The following is a 16,527-nucleotide window of genomic DNA, read 5'->3' on the forward strand; positions in this document are numbered from 1 at the left end:
TTTTTAACCTCCTAGTATTGATCTTGCAATTTTTTCGGGATCAATTTTGAACGTTCCATTTTCAATCGCTTGTTTTAATTCATCTACTAACTTTTCTCTAACCTCAGGAATATTTTTTGATTCATACAAAAGTTTTTTGATTTCGAGTGTTGCTGAAAAATCAACTTTATCTTTACCATTTTTTTTCCTATTTATTTTTTCTGCATTCTTACTATTTATTCCTTGAATATACCCATATCCACCTATTTTTTTAATTTCCATACATTTTCACCTCCAATATTACTTATCGGAAAAAAGTAAAAAAATTAAAAATTCCCTCCACATTGTGGAGGGAATTTGTTATATATAAAAATCAACTAAAACTTAAATTTTTGAACTTCTTCATAAAGTTTGTTAGCAATTTGTGATACTTCATCTCCCGCATTCTTAACTTCAACTGATCTTTCTTTTTGAACCTTTGTTGAATCAACAACTGATTCCATTTTTTCTGCAACACTTGTTACATTTCTACTTGCAACGTCCATAGCACTTGCCATCTCTTCTGCAGCCGCACTCTGTTCTTGTGCGATTGCAGCAAGATTTTCAATCATTCCAGAAATATCTGTTATTTGATTTAATATTCCCCTTAAATTACTTGCAATATTTTCACTTTCTTTACTTGCATTAGAAACTATTTCTACCATATCTCCTGTTTCTGTTCTAACATCCTCAGAACGTTGTTGAATATTTTTCAATATCTGCGTAATTTTATCAGTTGCGGATTTACTTTCTTCAGCAAGCTTTCTAATTTCATCAGCAACAACTGCAAATCCTTTTCCTGCCTCTCCTGCCCTTGCAGCTTCAATTGCTGCATTTAATGCAAGAAGGTTTGTTTGTTCTGCTATACTTGAAATAGTTTCAACTATTTCTCCAATATTGTTAGCATTGCTTGCAAGATCATCAACTTTTTCTGACATAGATTGAGATTTTAACTTTATGTTTTCAATAATTTGAACTATAGTATCAATAGCTTTTTCACTATCTTTTGCAGAATTAGAAACTTCTGTAGCTTTTTCAGTTAGGTCTTGTGATGTCTTTGAAACGTTTTGAGCACTTGCTGCAACCTCTTCCACACCGCTTGTAGTTTCCTCTATTGCAGATGATGCATTTTGGATTTCATAGTTTATCTCTTCTATGTTTTTGGTAAGTTCTTCTACTTCACTTTCCTGCTCCACAGAAAGCGTTGTAAGTTTTTCTGAATTTTCTCTAAGTTTTAAAGTATTTTGATCGACTTGAGAAATAAGAACTGATAGATTATCAAGTGCTTTATTAAGCTGTTCTGACATATGTCCAATTTCATCTTTTGAATTAATTTCAACTCTTTGAGTTAAATCACCGTTTCCAAGTTTTTCAATTACCTCAACAAGCGACTTTATAGGTTTTACTATTGAACTTCCTGTAAAGCTTCCAAAAATAAATGAAAGTGCAATTGCAATGATTGAAATAACAACAAGCAAGATCATAATATCAGTTGCCCTTTTATTAACATCCTTTGAAAAAGCAGCAGTTACAAAGATCCAGCCATTATCCATTTTTGAAAATCCAGCTATTCTCTTTGTTCCATCGTAAACATACTCTACAACACCTGATTTATCTTTACTACTAACTACTCTTTTGAACCAATCCATATCAGCAACGGATTTACCAATTTTTTCTTCATCTACGTGTAACAATGTTTTTCCATCAGATGATAAAAGATAAGAATATCCATGTTCACCAAATTTTGCTGAAAGAAGTGAATCTGCAAGTTCGGATGCCTTAAAATCAAGTGCTACTACACCAACTATCTGCCCATTATTCATAACAGTCTTTGCAACAGTTATAACTATATCTTTTGATGACGCATCAATATATGGCTCAGTTATAATCACTTTACCTTTGTTTTTCACAGCATCAATATACCATGGTCTTTTTGTCGGATCATACCCTTCAGGCATGTCTACATTAGGATAAATATAAAACTTTTTGTCAGTTGTTCCAAGATAAACATAAAGTGCATCTTTATACTTTTCTTTAATATTTTTAAAAGTTTTTAGCATCCATGTAACCTCATCATATTTATTTTCCTTTGCACCAACAACGTTAGCATCTGTAGAAAGAAAATCTACAAGATTTACATATCCTTGAAGAAAACTTTCCAAATTTTTTGTTCCCGAAGTTGCAATAGACAAAAGAGAAGTTGTTCCTAATTCCTTTCCAACATTGTATGAATTAACTATTGCTACAGTTGAAACTATAGCAAGGGGTAAGACAGCAGATAGGATCAAAAGAAACCATAGCTTTGCCCTTATTGACAAATTTTTAAACATAATTTCACCTCCATAAAAAATTTATTATTTCATAAATAGTATCATAATTATAATTTAAAATTTATCTTTTTATTCCGACTTTTACAGTACATAAATATTCTACCATAAAAAAATATCAAAAAAACTACTAAAATAATTTTCCAAAAAACTTATAAATTTATCTTTAAAAAAAATCAAGAAGCACACGGTGGAAATAATAATATTAATGGCAGGAAAACAAGAATGTATGGTCATTATTTATTAAAAAATAAAATGCGAGGAAAACAAAAAGGCCAAATCTAATTATTAAAGCCTAACACTTTTTCATTGTTAAAATTTCTTTACTGTATAGTCTTATTTATGAAGTTTTGCTTGGCAGAGTTATTATATTTTTTTATCTTCTGGGATAAAAACTTTTCCAAGATTTTGATAATCTAAATGAACATCAATTTGGGTAAATGGTATTTCAATATTGTTTTCATCAAATATTTTCTTTATTCTAAATGCAAGTGAATTAACAGTATCAAAATAAGTACTTCTTTCAACCCAAAAATAAACAGTAAAATCTATTGAACTTGCTCCAAATTGTTTAAAAGCAATAAAATTACTAACACCTTTTTTTACAACAAGTGGTTCTTCTTCAATTGCTTTTTGAAGTAATTTAAATGCAGTTTCCAAATCAGTGTTATATGAAACTCCAACATCCATTGTCACTCTTCTAACAGGACCTGGCCAAAATTTTGTAACTATTCCACTCCAAACAGATTTATTTGGAATTAAAATTAATTTTCCATCAAAACTTCTAATATAACTGTGATTAATCTTTATCTCATCAACAATACCTGTAATTCCATTTATGTCTACAACCTCCCCTTCAAATAACTTTCTAGTAGACATAACTAGAATCCCTGAAACAAAATTAGTCAACGGTTCCTGGAGAGCAAGACCCACAATTATACCCGATATCCCAAGCCCAGTTATATATGGTACAAGATTGACTTTCCAAATACTCAACAAGGCAAGTATTACAAAAACAGAAATAATAACACCAACAAAAAACTTTACAGTTTTTGGAGCTTTTAACTCTTTTCCAAAAGCTTCTAAGGATTTTTGAATAATCTTAGTTAGATACTTATAAACTACATAACCAACTAAAACAGAGATGATTGATAATAGTACCTCATCCCAAAAATTTTGAAATATTTCCTTCATTTTTTCACTTCCTCAAAAAATTGTAATCTAGCTGCATTGCATCCCTTACCATCTCCATTGTTTCTTTTGCAACTTGTCTTGCTTTTTTATTTCCTTCAACTATTACGTCTTTCACATAGTCATCAGTCAGACTGTTATACCTTTCCCAAATAGGCTCTAGCCTTTCCTTCATATTTTTTAACAACAACTTTTTACAATCTACACAACCAATTTTTGCATTTGTACACCCATCTTTTACCCACTCAGCATCTTGCTTTGAAATTCCAAAAGCCTTGTGATAGTCCCATACAGGACATTTTTCAGGATTTCCAGGATCTGTTCTCCTTTGCCTTGCAGGATCAGTAATCATAGGCATAACCATTTTTTTCAGTGTTTCTTCATTAGCCACTAACGGAATTATATTTCCATAACTTTTACTCATTTTTCTACCATCTGTTCCCAATAGTTTTGGAACTTTTGATAATATTGGTTCAGGCTCTGGAAATACTTCTTTGTATAAATAATTAAACCTTCTTGCAATTTCCCTTGTAAGTTCTATATGATAGACTTGATCTTCACCAACTGGAACACCAGTTGCCCTGTAAATTAAAATATCAGCAGCCTGAAGAACCGGATAAATTAAAAAACCAGCATTTGAAAGATCTTTATCGGAAAGTTGCTGTTTTATTTCTTTGTAAGTTGGAACTCTCTCAAGCCTTGAAACTGAAACAAACATTGAAAATAATAGTGTTAATTCTGCATGCTCTTTAATCTCAGATTGAATAAAAATTGTAGATTTATTTGGATCAATTCCAACTGCAAGGTAAGATTTGACAAGTTCTATTGAATTATTTACAATTTCTTTGGTGTCATTGTAATGAGTAGTTAGTGCATGCCAATCAGCTACAAAATAAAAACAGTCATGGCCTTGTTCTTGAAGTTCTACCCAAGATGAAAGTGCACCAAAAAGATGTCCGATATGTAATTTTCCTGTTGGTCTCATTCCACTAAGCACTCTCATTATTTTGACCTCCTACTTTTGGTTTTTCCTTCCAGCTTTTCATATATACTTTTTAATCTTTCCTCAACGATATAATTTACAGTGCCGCGAGGATATTTACCTTTTGAATTTAATTTACCAGCTGGTTTCTCCATCAAAATTTCAATCGCTTCATCTACAGTTTTAACAGCCCATATGTTAAATAGTCCCTTTTTAATATCATTTAAAATTTCATCTTTTAACACTAGATTTTTTACATTTGATTCTGGAATAATAACACCATGAGATCCATCTAATCCCCTGTGCTTGCATAATCTATAAAATCCTTCCACTTTTTCAATTGCTCCACCAATAGGTTGAACTATTCCATGTTGGTTTATAGATCCCGTAACAGCAATTGACTGTTTAATCGGAATATTTGAGATAGCAGAAATTATTGCGATTGTCTCTGCAAGAGATGCACTGTCCCCTTCCACCATACCATAGACCTGTTCAAAGCTAATCGATACCCCCATTGAAATTGGAAATTCTCTTGCATACTTACTTCCTAAATATCCCATTAACGTTAACACGGCTTTCCCGTGAATGTTTCCACTTAAATCAGATTCCCTTTGTATATCAATAATCCCTGTATTTCCAACATAAGTTTTTGCAGTTATCTTTACCGGCATTCCAAAAGAAAAATCACCAAATTGACTTACAGTTAAACCATTAATCTGTCCTACAACCTTTCCATGAGTTTCTATCATTATCTCATACTTTTTCAATGCTTCATCATATTTATCCATTATAAGTTTTGTTCTATTTTCACGAGCTACTATAGCTTTTTCAACATCTTGCTTTGAAATAGTCTCAGAATTTCTTAATTTTGAATAATAATCAGATTCTAAAACTAAATCGGCTATACTTCCCATCTTCATCGATATTTTTTCTTTACTTTCTGATAGTCTCATAGAATACCAGATTATCTTCTTTAAAGCAGAAGAATCAAGAGGATTCAATTCATTTGCTTCTACAACATTTGACAAAAAGGAATAATATTGCTTAATGTTATCCTTCGTAGCATCCATTTCCCAATCAAATTCAACTTTTACTTTAAAAAGTTTTTTAAAGTCTTCATCATACTCATATAAAATATAGTACAATTCCGGTGTTCCTATTAAAATTACCTTTAAATTTAAGTCAACAGGTTCTGGTTTTAAAGTTATTGTTGGACTAACTCCATAAGCACTATCCAGATTTTCAATCTGAATTTTCTTAGATATTAAAGTTTTCTTTAATTTATCCCAAACATAAGGAAATTTTAGCAAATCCTCCGCATTGAGTATAAGATAACCACCATTTGCTCTATGTATTGATCCTCCTCTTATCATTGAAAAATCTGTGTATAAAACACCAGATTTTGAAATGTACTCTACTTTTCCAAAAAGATTAGGGTATGTAGGGTTATTTTCATAAACTACGGGTGCACTATTTTCTTGAGAATTATCAACTATTAAATTGATAGTTAGGATATGTTTAATATAATTTTTCCAATCATCAGATTTTTTTATTTGACCTATATGTTTTACAATATGGTTTTTAAGTTTTTCAAAATGAGTTACAAGTTTCTCGCTGTATTTAAACTCTGCTTTTAATTCTTCAAACAAAGATTCTATTGAAAATAATGTAGCATATTTATCTAAATCATTAAATTTTTCTTTGTATTCTAAATCAAGTTTTCTTAGCTGATGTAGTACTCCTGAAATAAGATGTTCTACTTTTTTGGAATTCTCTTCAAATGTCTGTTTTACTTCCTCTGAAAGCTTTTCGAACTCTTCAGGAGTCAATGCCTTTCCGTCAACCTGAGGCATATAAATTATTCCTGTTGGAGCAAGTTTTATTAAAAAACCTAATCTTAAAGCTTTCTTAGAGAGTTCTTTAATAATACTTTCACGTTTTTCGTTATATTCCTCTTCAAGTTCTTTTCTTTTTTCTTCATATTCTTCACTTTCAAATGTCTTTTGAATATTTGTAAAAATTTCCTCAGCTGAATTTTCAAGCTTTTCTTTTAATTTTCGCCCCTGCCCAGAAGGAAGCATAATTGCTTTTGCAGAATACGGATCATCAAGATCAATTGTATAAACAAGATCATAATAATTTTTCTTTGATTTTGCAAATTTCTTTGTAACAGAAAGTGCAAATGACTTTCTTCCCGTTCCGCTGGGACCTACAATAAATATATTGTAGCCTGGTTTGTCCATTGAAAGCCCAAAATTCATAGAATCAAAAGCATTGTCACGACCAATGAACGTATCACAAGGACTTACATTTTTTGAAGTAGTAATTTTTGGAAACAATTTATTATCTATTTTTAAATCATTATAACTTAGTTTCTTCATATTCAACCCCCCTTGAAACAAACTTATACTTACCATCTCTAAATGAAATACCAAAAACAGCACTTCCACTACCAGTTAAAGCTGCTGTTATATGAGTCCTTCTTAACCTTTTTATATTCACCATAATTTCTTTATAGTTATTTGCAACAACCTTTTCAAAAATATTATAAGTACATCTTTTAATTTCTCCTGCATTTCTGTTTTTATATGCTTCGTATAAAACATACGGAGAGCATGGTGCTCTGTTAAACAACGAAGGATTTAAAAGACTATATGCTTCTTTTGTTGATATACCATTTTCACTCGTCAAAAGATCTACATAATAGCCTTTAAGAGCTGGAAGTGGTTCAATTTTTTCTCCTTTTCCCTTTACTATTGCAGTACCTCCTATCAGAAAAAAAGGAACATCGCTACCAATTTTTATTGCTAAATTCAAAAGTTCAGAAGTTGGAATTTTAAAAGTTTTTCCAAGAAAAAATAATAAAGCTGCAGCATCAGCACTTCCTCCACCTAGTCCCGCTTCCATTGGAATGTTTTTTTCAAGAACTATCCTAAAACCAAATTCTGGTTCTTTGTATCTTTCACAAAACAAGTCCCATACTTTATAAAGTATATTATTCTCAATTTCAACATTTGATTTAATTTCAAGTCCTCTATCTATCTTTACAATCGACAATCTATCATAAAGCGATATATTTTGAAATAATGAAGTAATTTCATGATATCCATCATCTCTTTTTTTTACCACATCCAAAGAAAGATTTATTTTTGCATAAGCTCTAACGACTGTACTACCGTTTTGCTCCATCCTTCCATCTCCTCAAAATATTCCTTCGGATTTTTAGTGAACAATTCTATAAATTTGTCTTTTTCTTTCAATCCCTTGTATTTTACATCTGCAACGTAACATATACCTACATGAACTCTACTTACAGGGGTATCCACAACATTAATAACTCCGACATAGTTTAATGATTTTATATCAACGTCAACTTCTTCGTTTATTTCTCGTATAAGCCCATTTTTAAATGCTTCCAATGGTTCTAATGAATCATCTGTATTAATATGTCCCCCAACACCTATCGTTATTTGATTGTGTAATCTTTTTTCACCCTGTTTACTTGTTCTTTTAAAAAGCAAAAATTTATTTTCTTCTCTTAATACAATATACGGTATAACTTGTCTTATACTTTCATCATTTTCTGCAGAATTTCTATCAACAAAAAAACCTTTATTTTCTATTAACGAAATTATATCATACTCATTAACAAAAATTAATCCATGCCTTTTATTACAAAGTCTTTCCACATCTTCTGTCGGTACAACCAAAACTTTTTCATTCTCGTACATTTTTTTAACCTCCTAATTCTTCTAAGTCTTCCAATAATATCTTTTTTGCTATTTCTTTATCAATTTCACTAGCAATTACACCTATTGCAGCAAAAATGTAATATTTATCTCTAAATATTTTAACTTCACTTTGTGGTAAAAGTTCCATCGGATGTAATTTGGACAGATTATTCACAGTTTTCAAAACATCTTTTGCATACTTGGAACGACTTAAAAAACCTCCCGTTCCAAAAAGATATCTAACAGCAGTTAAATCTTTCCCTTCCGCTATTAATTTTCTTCCCAATGCAGTGTATATGTGCTTTTTTTTACCAACATGTCTTCTTATTCCTTGCTGAAAGCAATATAAGGCAAGTTTTGATATAAAATATTCATCCTGGTCTGTTTTTGGATAAGGTGAAATTCTTTCAATTAACTCATCTAAATTTTCAAATTCGTGCTTTAAATTTTCTTTACCAATTAAATCAATAACGTTGTGAGCATTAACAAACAATCCAAGATCACCTTCAACAGTACGCTTTGCAACAGGTTCTGGAGAAATTGTAATCTCTTGAATTTCATTACTTCCCTCTGTTACTGAATCTACATCTGTTGTAGCTCCACCAATATCAACTGTTAACACATCTCCATAAATTTCGGATAAAAGTTGTGTCGCCTTCATTACAGCACCCGGGGTTGTATGAATTTCATAATCTACAACATCATAAATCTTTTCCATGCCAGGTGCTTTAGTAATATGTTTTGCAAAAACTTCTTTTATTATGTTTCTAGTAGCTTCAACATTTAATTGGTCTATTTTTGGATAAACATTTTCAGTTACAAAAACAGTTTTTCCAGAGTTTTTTAAAATAAATTCAACCTGTTCAGCTGCGGCGATATTACCTGCATAAATAATAGGAACATCCAAATCAAGCTTTGACAGTAATTTTGCATTATGAATTACTGTCTCTTTTTCTCCATAGTCAACTCCACCTGCAAGAAGTATTAATTTTGGTGAAATCTGCTTTATCTTGTGAAGATGAAATTCATCCATCTTTCCTGCCGTAATATATTTTATTACAGCACCCGCACCAAGTGCAGCTTCTTTTGCGGCTCGAACAGTCATATCATATACTAGACCATGAACTGTCATTTTTAGTCCACCGGCTGCACTACTTGAAGCAGCAAATTTATCCCATGAAAAATTAGAGACTCCTAGTTTTTCTTTTAAATTTTCAATTGCTCTCTCTATTCCAATTGTTACGTCCCCTTCATTTACAGTTGTCCAATGCTCTCCCTGAGCCAAAATTTTTACTTTTCCATCCAAATTATGAAAGGCTGTTACCACAGTTGTAGTTGAACCAATTTCTGCAAAAACTAAATCAACCTTCAATTTATTCACCCCCTTTTTAAATTTTAACACGAAAGTTGAAAAAATATATTGCAAGTTATATAAGTTATAGAGTATAATTTAGTTGTAAAAAATGGATAGGGAGGTGAAAAATATGAAAATTACATTTTTAGGGCATGCTGTTTTTCTTATTGAAACAAACAAAAAGATATTAATTGATCCATTTATAACTGGGAACCCTGCATTTCCAAAAGATTTTTCTTTTGATAAAATTGATTACATACTAGTAACCCATGGCCATGGAGATCACATTGGAGATACTGTAGAACTTTCTAAAAAATATAATGCGACTGTTGTTTCAAACTTTGAAATATGCAATTATCTTCAAAAGAAAGGTGTTAATAAAGTTCATCCAATGCATATTGGTGGTTCTTTCAATTTTGAATTTGGCAAATTAAAAATGACACCTGCTTTACATGGATCAGGCATAATTGAAGGAGACAATATAATATATGGAGGTAATCCTGGGGGATTTGTTATTTATTCTGAAAAATCTGTATATCATGCAGGAGATACAGGTCTTACAAAAGATATGGAACTTTTACATGGTATTGATGTTGCAATATTACCAATTGGTGGAAATTTTGTAATGGATGTTGAGGATGCTTTAAAAGCTGTTGAAATGATTAAACCTAAGGTAGTAATTCCTATGCACTATAATACATGGGACATTATAAACGCTGATGAAGAAAAATTTAAAAAGGGTGCTGAACAATTAGGGGTTAAGTGCATTATTCTAAACCCTAGCGAAAGTGTGGAGGTATAAAGTGAAAAAAATTATTGTAATTTTCCTAGTACTTTTTTCTTTAATAATTTTTTCTTTCAGTATTCCACGGTACATAGGAAGCAGTGATGTTGAAATTGAATTTGAAAATCTAGATGGATATTTTAATGGAGTTGCTATAAAAGATAAAAAAATAAACGGGCTTGATTTTGAAGAAGGAGTTCATTCTTTAAGATTGGTAGGAAGTTACCAGGAATTTTTGTTTAAAGTTATTATAGACACTATTCCACCAACTTCCACCATATTTACCACAAGGGATCCAAATCTTGTTATTTTAGAAAATGAAGTTTTAAAAATTAATTACGAAAATAGAATAAATTTCTTTGGTGAAAAAATTACCGGAAGTTTTAAAAGAGATGAAAAAGCCCCCTTCTTATTTTGTAATATGGATGAAGCAAAAAATATGGGGGGATTTTCCGTTGTTCCACCAAGCATAAGCAATATAACACCACTTGACTCTAAAACTCCTATCTCAGGAATAAATAATAAGAATATTTTACTTAGCTCAAAATCTCCATACAAAATTGTTGGACGCGTTGTAATTCCTGAGAAAGCAGTACTCTTTTTTGAACCGGGTGTTGAATTAAAGAGTATAGGAAAAAGTGGAATAACAATAAAAGGAACAGTTTATATTCCAGAAAATGTTTCGTTTTCTGGATATATTAGTTTTGACGTTTCAGAAAATGGAAAATTTGTCTCAAAAACAAAAAATTTTGATGGCGAAATTTCCTCAGATGGAGGACAACTTGTCTATATAGAAAATGCACATCTTGAAAATGTAAATGTTTCAAAAACTAACGTTGTTGTAATAAAAAATTCTGTTATTTCTAACATAAACGCTAAACACATTGCTTTTTTAGTTTTAGAAAACTCAACAATAACGAATTTAAATATTTCAAATACTAGAGAAGTTATATTAAATAATATTGACTCTACTGATTCAAGAGTGGAAGGTCTAACAAATATTAATATTTATAATCTCAGATCCAAGTCTTTAGCAGTTAGTGATTTTTCAAATATTGTAATAAGATTTTCTCAAGTAGAAAAAGTTACATTTGAAAGAGGAGTATACTTTCATGGAAAAGATGTTAAGTTTGGAAGTTTAAAATTAAATACATTTTGTGTTGGAAAACTTTATAAATCAAAAATAGAGAAAGTCGAAGCATTAAAATCAAAATTGTTGAAAAGATTGGTAGAAATAGAAAATATTGTTAGTGATAAAAAATCAACTATTGAAGATTATTAAGAGAGGTGAATTTTCTTGAAAAGTGTTATTTTTGGATTACAGTGGGGGGACGAAGGAAAAGGTAAAGTAACAACTTATTTTTCAAAGTATTATGATTATGTGGTAAGATACAGTGGTGGTAGTAACGCTGGACACACAGTTGAATACACTGATTTTAAATTGATCCATCACCTGCTACCTTCATTTTACGTAAAAAAAAATGTTGGAGCCATTATTTCTAATGGTGTTGTTTTAGATTTAGAGCAATTAGTCGAAGAAATTGAAGAATTTAAAACTAAAACAGGTACGTATCCTAAACTTTACATTTCAGAACTTGCACATGTCGTCTTGCCACATCACAAGAAGTTAGATGAAAAATTAGAACAAATTAAAGGAAAAAATGCTGTTGGGACCACAAAACGCGGAATAGGTCCAGCTTACGCTGATAAAGTACACAGAATAGGAATAAGACTTAGTGATTTTAAAAATAAAGATAAATTCTCTGAAAAACTAAAGAACATTTCAAAGATCTACAAAAATTTATATAATATTGAAATCGAAAGTGTTGAAAATGTTTTAAACTCATACGAGAAACTAAAAAGCCATATAGTTCCTCACGGAGAAATTATTAACCTAATAAACAAAAACAAAATATTATTTGAAAGCACACAAGGTGTACTACTGGATATAGATGTTGGAACCTATCCGTACGTAACTGGAGCAAATTGTAATACAACTGGAATCCAAAATGGTGTTGGCTTTCCTGTAAAAACTGAAAATTATATAGGAGTCTTTAAAGCATATTTGACAAGAGTTGGAAATGGACCATTTCCAACAGAAGCATTTGGAGAAGAAGGGGAAGAAATAAGAAAAAGAGGTCACGAATTTGGAGCAACCACTGGACGCCCTAGAAGATGTGGTTGGCTTGATCTTCCTCTTTTAAAGTATGCAGTTACCGTATCTGGAGCTACGGAACTTGTAATGACTAAAGGAGATATACTAAATGGCATGAAAAAAATTAAAGTTTGTGTGGCATACAAAATTGATGGTAATATTATAGATAGAATTAACTCAATAGAAGACCTGGAAAAAGCAGAGCCAATATATGAAACTCTCGATGGTTGGGTAAATCACTCTTCAAAAGAATTTGATGAATACTTACGCTTTATTGAATCTCACGTAAAAAGAAAAATAACACATATTTCTATAGGTCCAAAAGTTGAAGAAATAATAAAATTGTAGGGAGGGAAAACATGGAAAATTGTGTGTTTTGTAAAATAATAAACAATGAAATACCATCCGAAAAGTTATACGAAGATGAAGATTTTATAGTTATCAAAGACATTAACCCTGTTGCCCCAATACATCTTTTAGTAATTTATAAAAAACACGTTCCTGTAATACACGAATTATCAGAAGACGATCAAAGAAGATTTTGGAAAGTATTTAATATAATTAAAAAATTATCAGAAGAACTAAATTTTAAAGAATATAGAATTGTTCAAAACAATGGAAAACAAGCAGGACAAGAAATTCCACATATACATTTTCATATAATTGCCGGAAGAAAACTGGGAAAAATTGGATAAAAAATAGGAGGAGTGATAGGATTAAAGCTATAGTATATTTGCCCATAAAACCTGAAATTGCTAAAAAGCAGAATTTGCCAATCAAATTACCTGTTTTAGTTGAGGATATGCCACTTATTACAGAAATGGATAGAATACCTTTGGATGTCATAGTAAGAGGACTTGAAGCCCAATATTCTGTTGAAAAAACAGATTATTGGGCAACTTACCTTGTTTATTTTTACTATGAAAAGTTTAAAAAATTACTTAACGAACAAAAATATGAAGAAGCAAGAAAAATACTCGAAAAAGCAAAAAATGTATTATATGATTACAGATATCACTTTTACTATGGGCTATTATTTGCAAAACTAGGTGATTATGATAACGCAGAAATTGAATTAAAACAAGCAGTATCATTAAATCCTAATTTCTATATTGGATACTATGAACTAGGGAACGTTCTTTATTTAAAAAAGGATTATGATGAAGCAATAGAAATGTACATGAAGGCATTTGAATTAAACAAAGAATTTTCATTACCTCTTTTAAAAATTGGAGATACATACTTTGAAAATGGTCAATTTAAAGATGCAGAAATTGCATATAAATCTGCTTTAAAAATTGAAAAACTACCTCAGGTATATTTGAGGTTAGGAGTCCTATATAATGAACTTCAAAAATTTGATAAGGCTGAAAAAGTTTTTAGAGATGGATTATCTGTGGAGTACAAACCTGAAATTGCATACAACCTTTCATATACGTTAATTAGACTCGGAAAACATTTTCAAGCTTTGCAGATCCTAAAGGAATTGGCAAATAATTACCCAACTCCAGAAGTATATAATGAACTTGGATTACTACAAAAAAATTTAGGTTTGTATGAAGATGCAGAGGAAAACCTTAAACTTGCAGGAGAAGAGTATGAAGAAAATTATTTAAAAATTTTGCTCTATACTAAAGGATACGATAATAAAATCCTTGATAAATTAACAAAATATGATCCTGAATATGTTGAGTTCCTGAAAAAAGTACTCTTTAAATTAAAAGACAAACTAGAAGAAAAACTTTCCAATATAAACTTTCAATTTGACGAGCTAGAAAAAGTATTTGATCTAACGAATGAAAAAGGAGAAATTATCCTAGATGAATTTTCAAAAATAGAAGTTAGAGATTTTAATCAAAAACTTTCATATATAATTTCAAGTGCCTATATTGCCGGTGCAGATCCAATATTAATAGAAAAAAACCTTGTAAAATCTTCCATGCTTTTATTTAAAATTGATAAGATAGTCAGCTTCTACAAAGTTTTTCAAATTATATATTTTGGAAGGCTCTTTGAAAAACTAAACTTTGAAGATTTAATAGATAAATCTTTAGAAGTACTTTCAGACTATGATTTTCCTTTAATGAAAAAAGCCCAGCACATGCTTGAAATTGAAAGAACTTCTTTAGAAGATTTTTGGGAAAATTATACCGAGCCAAATGATTTAGAAGAATTTATCTTAAAAATTTTGGAACTATTAAGTTATGAACCAACCCAGTACGAATTAGATGAAAGTACTTTCCTTGGCAAATTAATGAAATTTATATTAAACATATAAGTATAATAAATCCCGCATTTTTGCGGGATTTATTTTTGTTTTAAAAATTAATTTACATTAACTTTTTTACTTGACACTAACTTTTCTCTGTGGTATCATTTCCTATGACAGGAGGTGATTAAAATGGAAAAAATTCAAAAAATAAGGGAAATTATTGCTGATCAGCTTGGTGTGGATATTGAAGAAGTTACAGATGAAAAGAGTTTGACTGAGGATTTAGGTGCTGATTCATTAGATATGGTGGATTTAGTCATGGCTTTTGAAGACGAATTTGGAGTAAAAGTGGAAGATTCCGATCTTTCAAAAATTAACACAGTAAAAGACGTTATTGATTTAATTAGCACAAGAGTTTAATTTTTACTAGACAAATTAAAAGCCCCCTTCACAAATTTGAAGGGGGCTTGATTTTTTATAGATCTTATTACATTGGGAAATATCCTCTTTTTTTGACTGCTTCTGCTACCCTTGAAATTGCAACAATGTATGCAGCTGTTCTCATATCTGTGTTGTATTTTCCTTTTGTTGCGTATACTTCACTGAAAGATTTTGTCATTATCTTGTGCAATTTCTTTCTAATATCATCTATATCCCAGAAGAAGCTTTGTAAGTCTTGTACCCATTCAAAGTATGATACTGTAACTCCACCAGCGTTTGCTAGAATATCAGGAACAATAAGAACATCTTTTTCGATTAATATTTTTTCTGCTTCTTCTGTTGTTGGACCGTTTGCACCTTCAACTATAATCTTTGCTCTAACATCTTTTGCGATCTCTCCAGTAATTGCATTTTCAAGTGCTGCTGGAACTAAGATATCAACATCTAATGTGAGTAATTCCTCGTTTGATATTGGTTTACCTTTTGGATATCCTTTGATAACTCCACCATTTTCATCTCTGTATCTAATAAGATCATTTACATCGAAACCTTCCTCACTGTATAAACCACCACTTACATCACTTACTGCGACAATTTTTGCACCATATTCTTCATGTAAAATTTTTGCTGCGTAAGAACCTACGTTTCCAAAACCTTGAATTGCTACTGTTACTTTTGAAATATCCATTCCTTTTGCCTTACATGCTTCAGATGCAACAATTGAAACACCACGACCGGTTGCTTCTGGTCTTCCTTCTGATCCACCAAGGTCTAATGGTTTTCCGGTAACTACACCAAGTGTAGTATTTCCAGAATTCATGCTGTATGTATCCATAAACCACGCCATAATTTTTGCATTTGTATTTACGTCTGGTGCAGGAATATCCTTTGTTGGTCCTACCATCATTTGAATTTCAGAGAAAAATCTTCTGCTAAGTTTTTCTAATTCTTTTTCTGACAATTTTTTAGGGTCAACTCTAACCCCACCTTTACCTCCACCGTATGGAAGGTTAACAACAGCACATTTCCATGTCATCCAGAATGCAAGTGAGGAAACTTCATCTAAATTTGTTTCTGGGTGATACCTTATACCACCTTTTGCAGGACCTCTTGCTGTATTATGTTGAACTCTATATCCTTCAAATATTTCAACTCTTCCATCATCCATTACTACTGGAAAATGAACAACTAGTGATTTTTGTGGCCAAAGTAAAAAGTTACCAATGTTTGGATCTAAATCCATGAGCTTTGCGGCTCTTAAAAATTGATGCTGTGCCATTCTATAAAGTGGTCCAGGAGCTTCTAATCTACCAAGTTCACTTAATCTCATTT

The 16,527-nt window shown here is 31.0% G+C and carries 15 protein-coding genes; 6 read left to right on the top strand and 9 right to left on the bottom strand.

The window, feature by feature from the left end; translation table 11 throughout:
- Positions 1-3 precede the first annotated feature (3 nt).
- The 8 genes from flgM to EO083_RS03355 all read right to left on the bottom strand — a co-directional run bounded on the left by flgM (position 4) and on the right by EO083_RS03355 (position 9,621).
- Complete coding sequence (gene flgM / locus EO083_RS03320; protein ID WP_126992777.1) at positions 4-261, bottom strand: flagellar biosynthesis anti-sigma factor FlgM; 258 nt, start codon at positions 259-261, stop codon at positions 4-6.
- Between the two features lie 95 nt (positions 262-356).
- Positions 357-2,348, bottom strand: coding sequence for a methyl-accepting chemotaxis protein (locus EO083_RS03325; protein ID WP_126992778.1), 1,992 nt, complete (start codon positions 2,346-2,348; stop codon positions 357-359).
- Between the two features lie 363 nt (positions 2,349-2,711).
- Entirely contained in the window at positions 2,712-3,539 is an 828-nt protein-coding gene (locus EO083_RS03330; RefSeq protein WP_126992779.1) for a mechanosensitive ion channel family protein, read from the bottom strand.
- Positions 3,540-3,543: 4 nt separating this feature from the next.
- Positions 3,544-4,539, bottom strand: a complete 996-nt coding sequence (gene trpS / locus EO083_RS03335) for a tryptophan--tRNA ligase (RefSeq protein WP_126992780.1) — start codon at positions 4,537-4,539, stop codon at positions 3,544-3,546.
- Positions 4,539-6,899 carry an AAA family ATPase gene (locus EO083_RS03340; protein WP_126992781.1) on the bottom strand — a complete coding sequence of 787 codons (2,361 nt, stop codon included), beginning with the start codon at positions 6,897-6,899 and terminating at the stop codon, positions 4,539-4,541. Before EO083_RS03340 ends, trpS begins: the two co-directional genes overlap by 1 nt.
- Positions 6,880-7,707, bottom strand: coding sequence for a 4-(cytidine 5'-diphospho)-2-C-methyl-D-erythritol kinase (ispE, locus tag EO083_RS03345; protein WP_126992782.1), 828 nt, complete (start codon positions 7,705-7,707; stop codon positions 6,880-6,882). Before ispE ends, EO083_RS03340 begins: the two co-directional genes overlap by 20 nt.
- Entirely contained in the window at positions 7,662-8,249 is a 588-nt protein-coding gene (locus EO083_RS03350; RefSeq protein ID WP_126992783.1) for an NUDIX domain-containing protein, read from the bottom strand. Before EO083_RS03350 ends, ispE begins: the two co-directional genes overlap by 46 nt.
- A 4-nt stretch (positions 8,250-8,253) precedes the next feature.
- On the bottom strand, positions 8,254-9,621 hold the full coding sequence (locus EO083_RS03355) for a GlmL-related ornithine degradation protein (protein WP_126992784.1): 1,368 nt from the start codon (positions 9,619-9,621) through the stop codon (positions 8,254-8,256).
- A 112-nt stretch (positions 9,622-9,733) separates the two neighbouring features.
- Between EO083_RS03355 and EO083_RS03360 the strand changes: the two genes are divergently transcribed.
- The 6 genes from EO083_RS03360 (at position 9,734) to acpP (ending at position 15,174) form a co-directional block, all read left to right on the top strand.
- Positions 9,734-10,405, top strand: a complete 672-nt coding sequence (locus EO083_RS03360; protein ID WP_126992785.1) for a metal-dependent hydrolase — start codon at positions 9,734-9,736, stop codon at positions 10,403-10,405.
- A gap of 1 nt (position 10,406) precedes the next feature.
- Positions 10,407-11,669, top strand: coding sequence for a hypothetical protein (locus EO083_RS03365; RefSeq protein WP_126992786.1), 1,263 nt, complete (start codon positions 10,407-10,409; stop codon positions 11,667-11,669).
- Between the two features lie 15 nt (positions 11,670-11,684).
- On the top strand, positions 11,685-12,890 hold the full coding sequence (locus EO083_RS03370) for an adenylosuccinate synthase (RefSeq protein WP_126992787.1): 1,206 nt from the start codon (positions 11,685-11,687) through the stop codon (positions 12,888-12,890).
- 11 nt (positions 12,891-12,901) lie between these two features.
- Complete coding sequence (locus EO083_RS03375; protein ID WP_126992788.1) at positions 12,902-13,237, top strand: HIT family protein; 336 nt, start codon at positions 12,902-12,904, stop codon at positions 13,235-13,237.
- A gap of 38 nt (positions 13,238-13,275) precedes the next feature.
- Positions 13,276-14,820, top strand: a complete 1,545-nt coding sequence (locus tag EO083_RS03380) for a tetratricopeptide repeat protein (protein ID WP_241229956.1) — start codon at positions 13,276-13,278, stop codon at positions 14,818-14,820.
- Positions 14,821-14,943: 123 nt separating this feature from the next.
- On the top strand, positions 14,944-15,174 hold the full coding sequence (gene acpP / locus EO083_RS03385; RefSeq protein WP_126992790.1) for an acyl carrier protein: 231 nt from the start codon (positions 14,944-14,946) through the stop codon (positions 15,172-15,174).
- Positions 15,175-15,241: 67 nt separating this feature from the next.
- Here the strand turns inward: acpP and EO083_RS03390 are convergent, their stop codons facing one another.
- Complete coding sequence (locus EO083_RS03390; protein WP_126992791.1) at positions 15,242-16,525, bottom strand: Glu/Leu/Phe/Val family dehydrogenase; 1,284 nt, start codon at positions 16,523-16,525, stop codon at positions 15,242-15,244.
- Between the last annotated feature and the right edge of the window lie 2 nt (positions 16,526-16,527).

It is taken from the genome of Thermosipho globiformans (assembly GCF_003990895.1).
Lineage (GTDB): Bacteria > Thermotogota > Thermotogae > Thermotogales > Fervidobacteriaceae > Thermosipho > Thermosipho japonicus.

What these genes read in the sequence shown, in the direction of transcription:
- flgM (WP_126992777.1), bottom strand. Translation starts at nt 261, where the DNA reads ATGGAAATTAAAAAAATAGGTGGATATGGGTATATTCAAGGAATAAAT.
- EO083_RS03325 (WP_126992778.1), bottom strand. Translation starts at nt 2,348, where the DNA reads ATGTTTAAAAATTTGTCAATAAGGGCAAAGCTATGGTTTCTTTTGATC.
- EO083_RS03330 (WP_126992779.1), bottom strand. Translation starts at nt 3,539, where the DNA reads ATGAAGGAAATATTTCAAAATTTTTGGGATGAGGTACTATTATCAATC.
- trpS (WP_126992780.1), bottom strand. Translation starts at nt 4,539, where the DNA reads ATGAGAGTGCTTAGTGGAATGAGACCAACAGGAAAATTACATATCGGA.
- EO083_RS03340 (WP_126992781.1), bottom strand. Translation starts at nt 6,899, where the DNA reads ATGAAGAAACTAAGTTATAATGATTTAAAAATAGATAATAAATTGTTT.
- ispE (WP_126992782.1), bottom strand. Translation starts at nt 7,707, where the DNA reads ATGGAGCAAAACGGTAGTACAGTCGTTAGAGCTTATGCAAAAATAAAT.
- EO083_RS03350 (WP_126992783.1), bottom strand. Translation starts at nt 8,249, where the DNA reads ATGTACGAGAATGAAAAAGTTTTGGTTGTACCGACAGAAGATGTGGAA.
- EO083_RS03360 (WP_126992785.1), top strand. Translation starts at nt 9,734, where the DNA reads ATGAAAATTACATTTTTAGGGCATGCTGTTTTTCTTATTGAAACAAAC.
- EO083_RS03375 (WP_126992788.1), top strand. Translation starts at nt 12,902, where the DNA reads ATGGAAAATTGTGTGTTTTGTAAAATAATAAACAATGAAATACCATCC.
- acpP (WP_126992790.1), top strand. Translation starts at nt 14,944, where the DNA reads ATGGAAAAAATTCAAAAAATAAGGGAAATTATTGCTGATCAGCTTGGT.
- EO083_RS03390 (WP_126992791.1), bottom strand. Translation starts at nt 16,525, where the DNA reads ATGAGATTAAGTGAACTTGGTAGATTAGAAGCTCCTGGACCACTTTAT.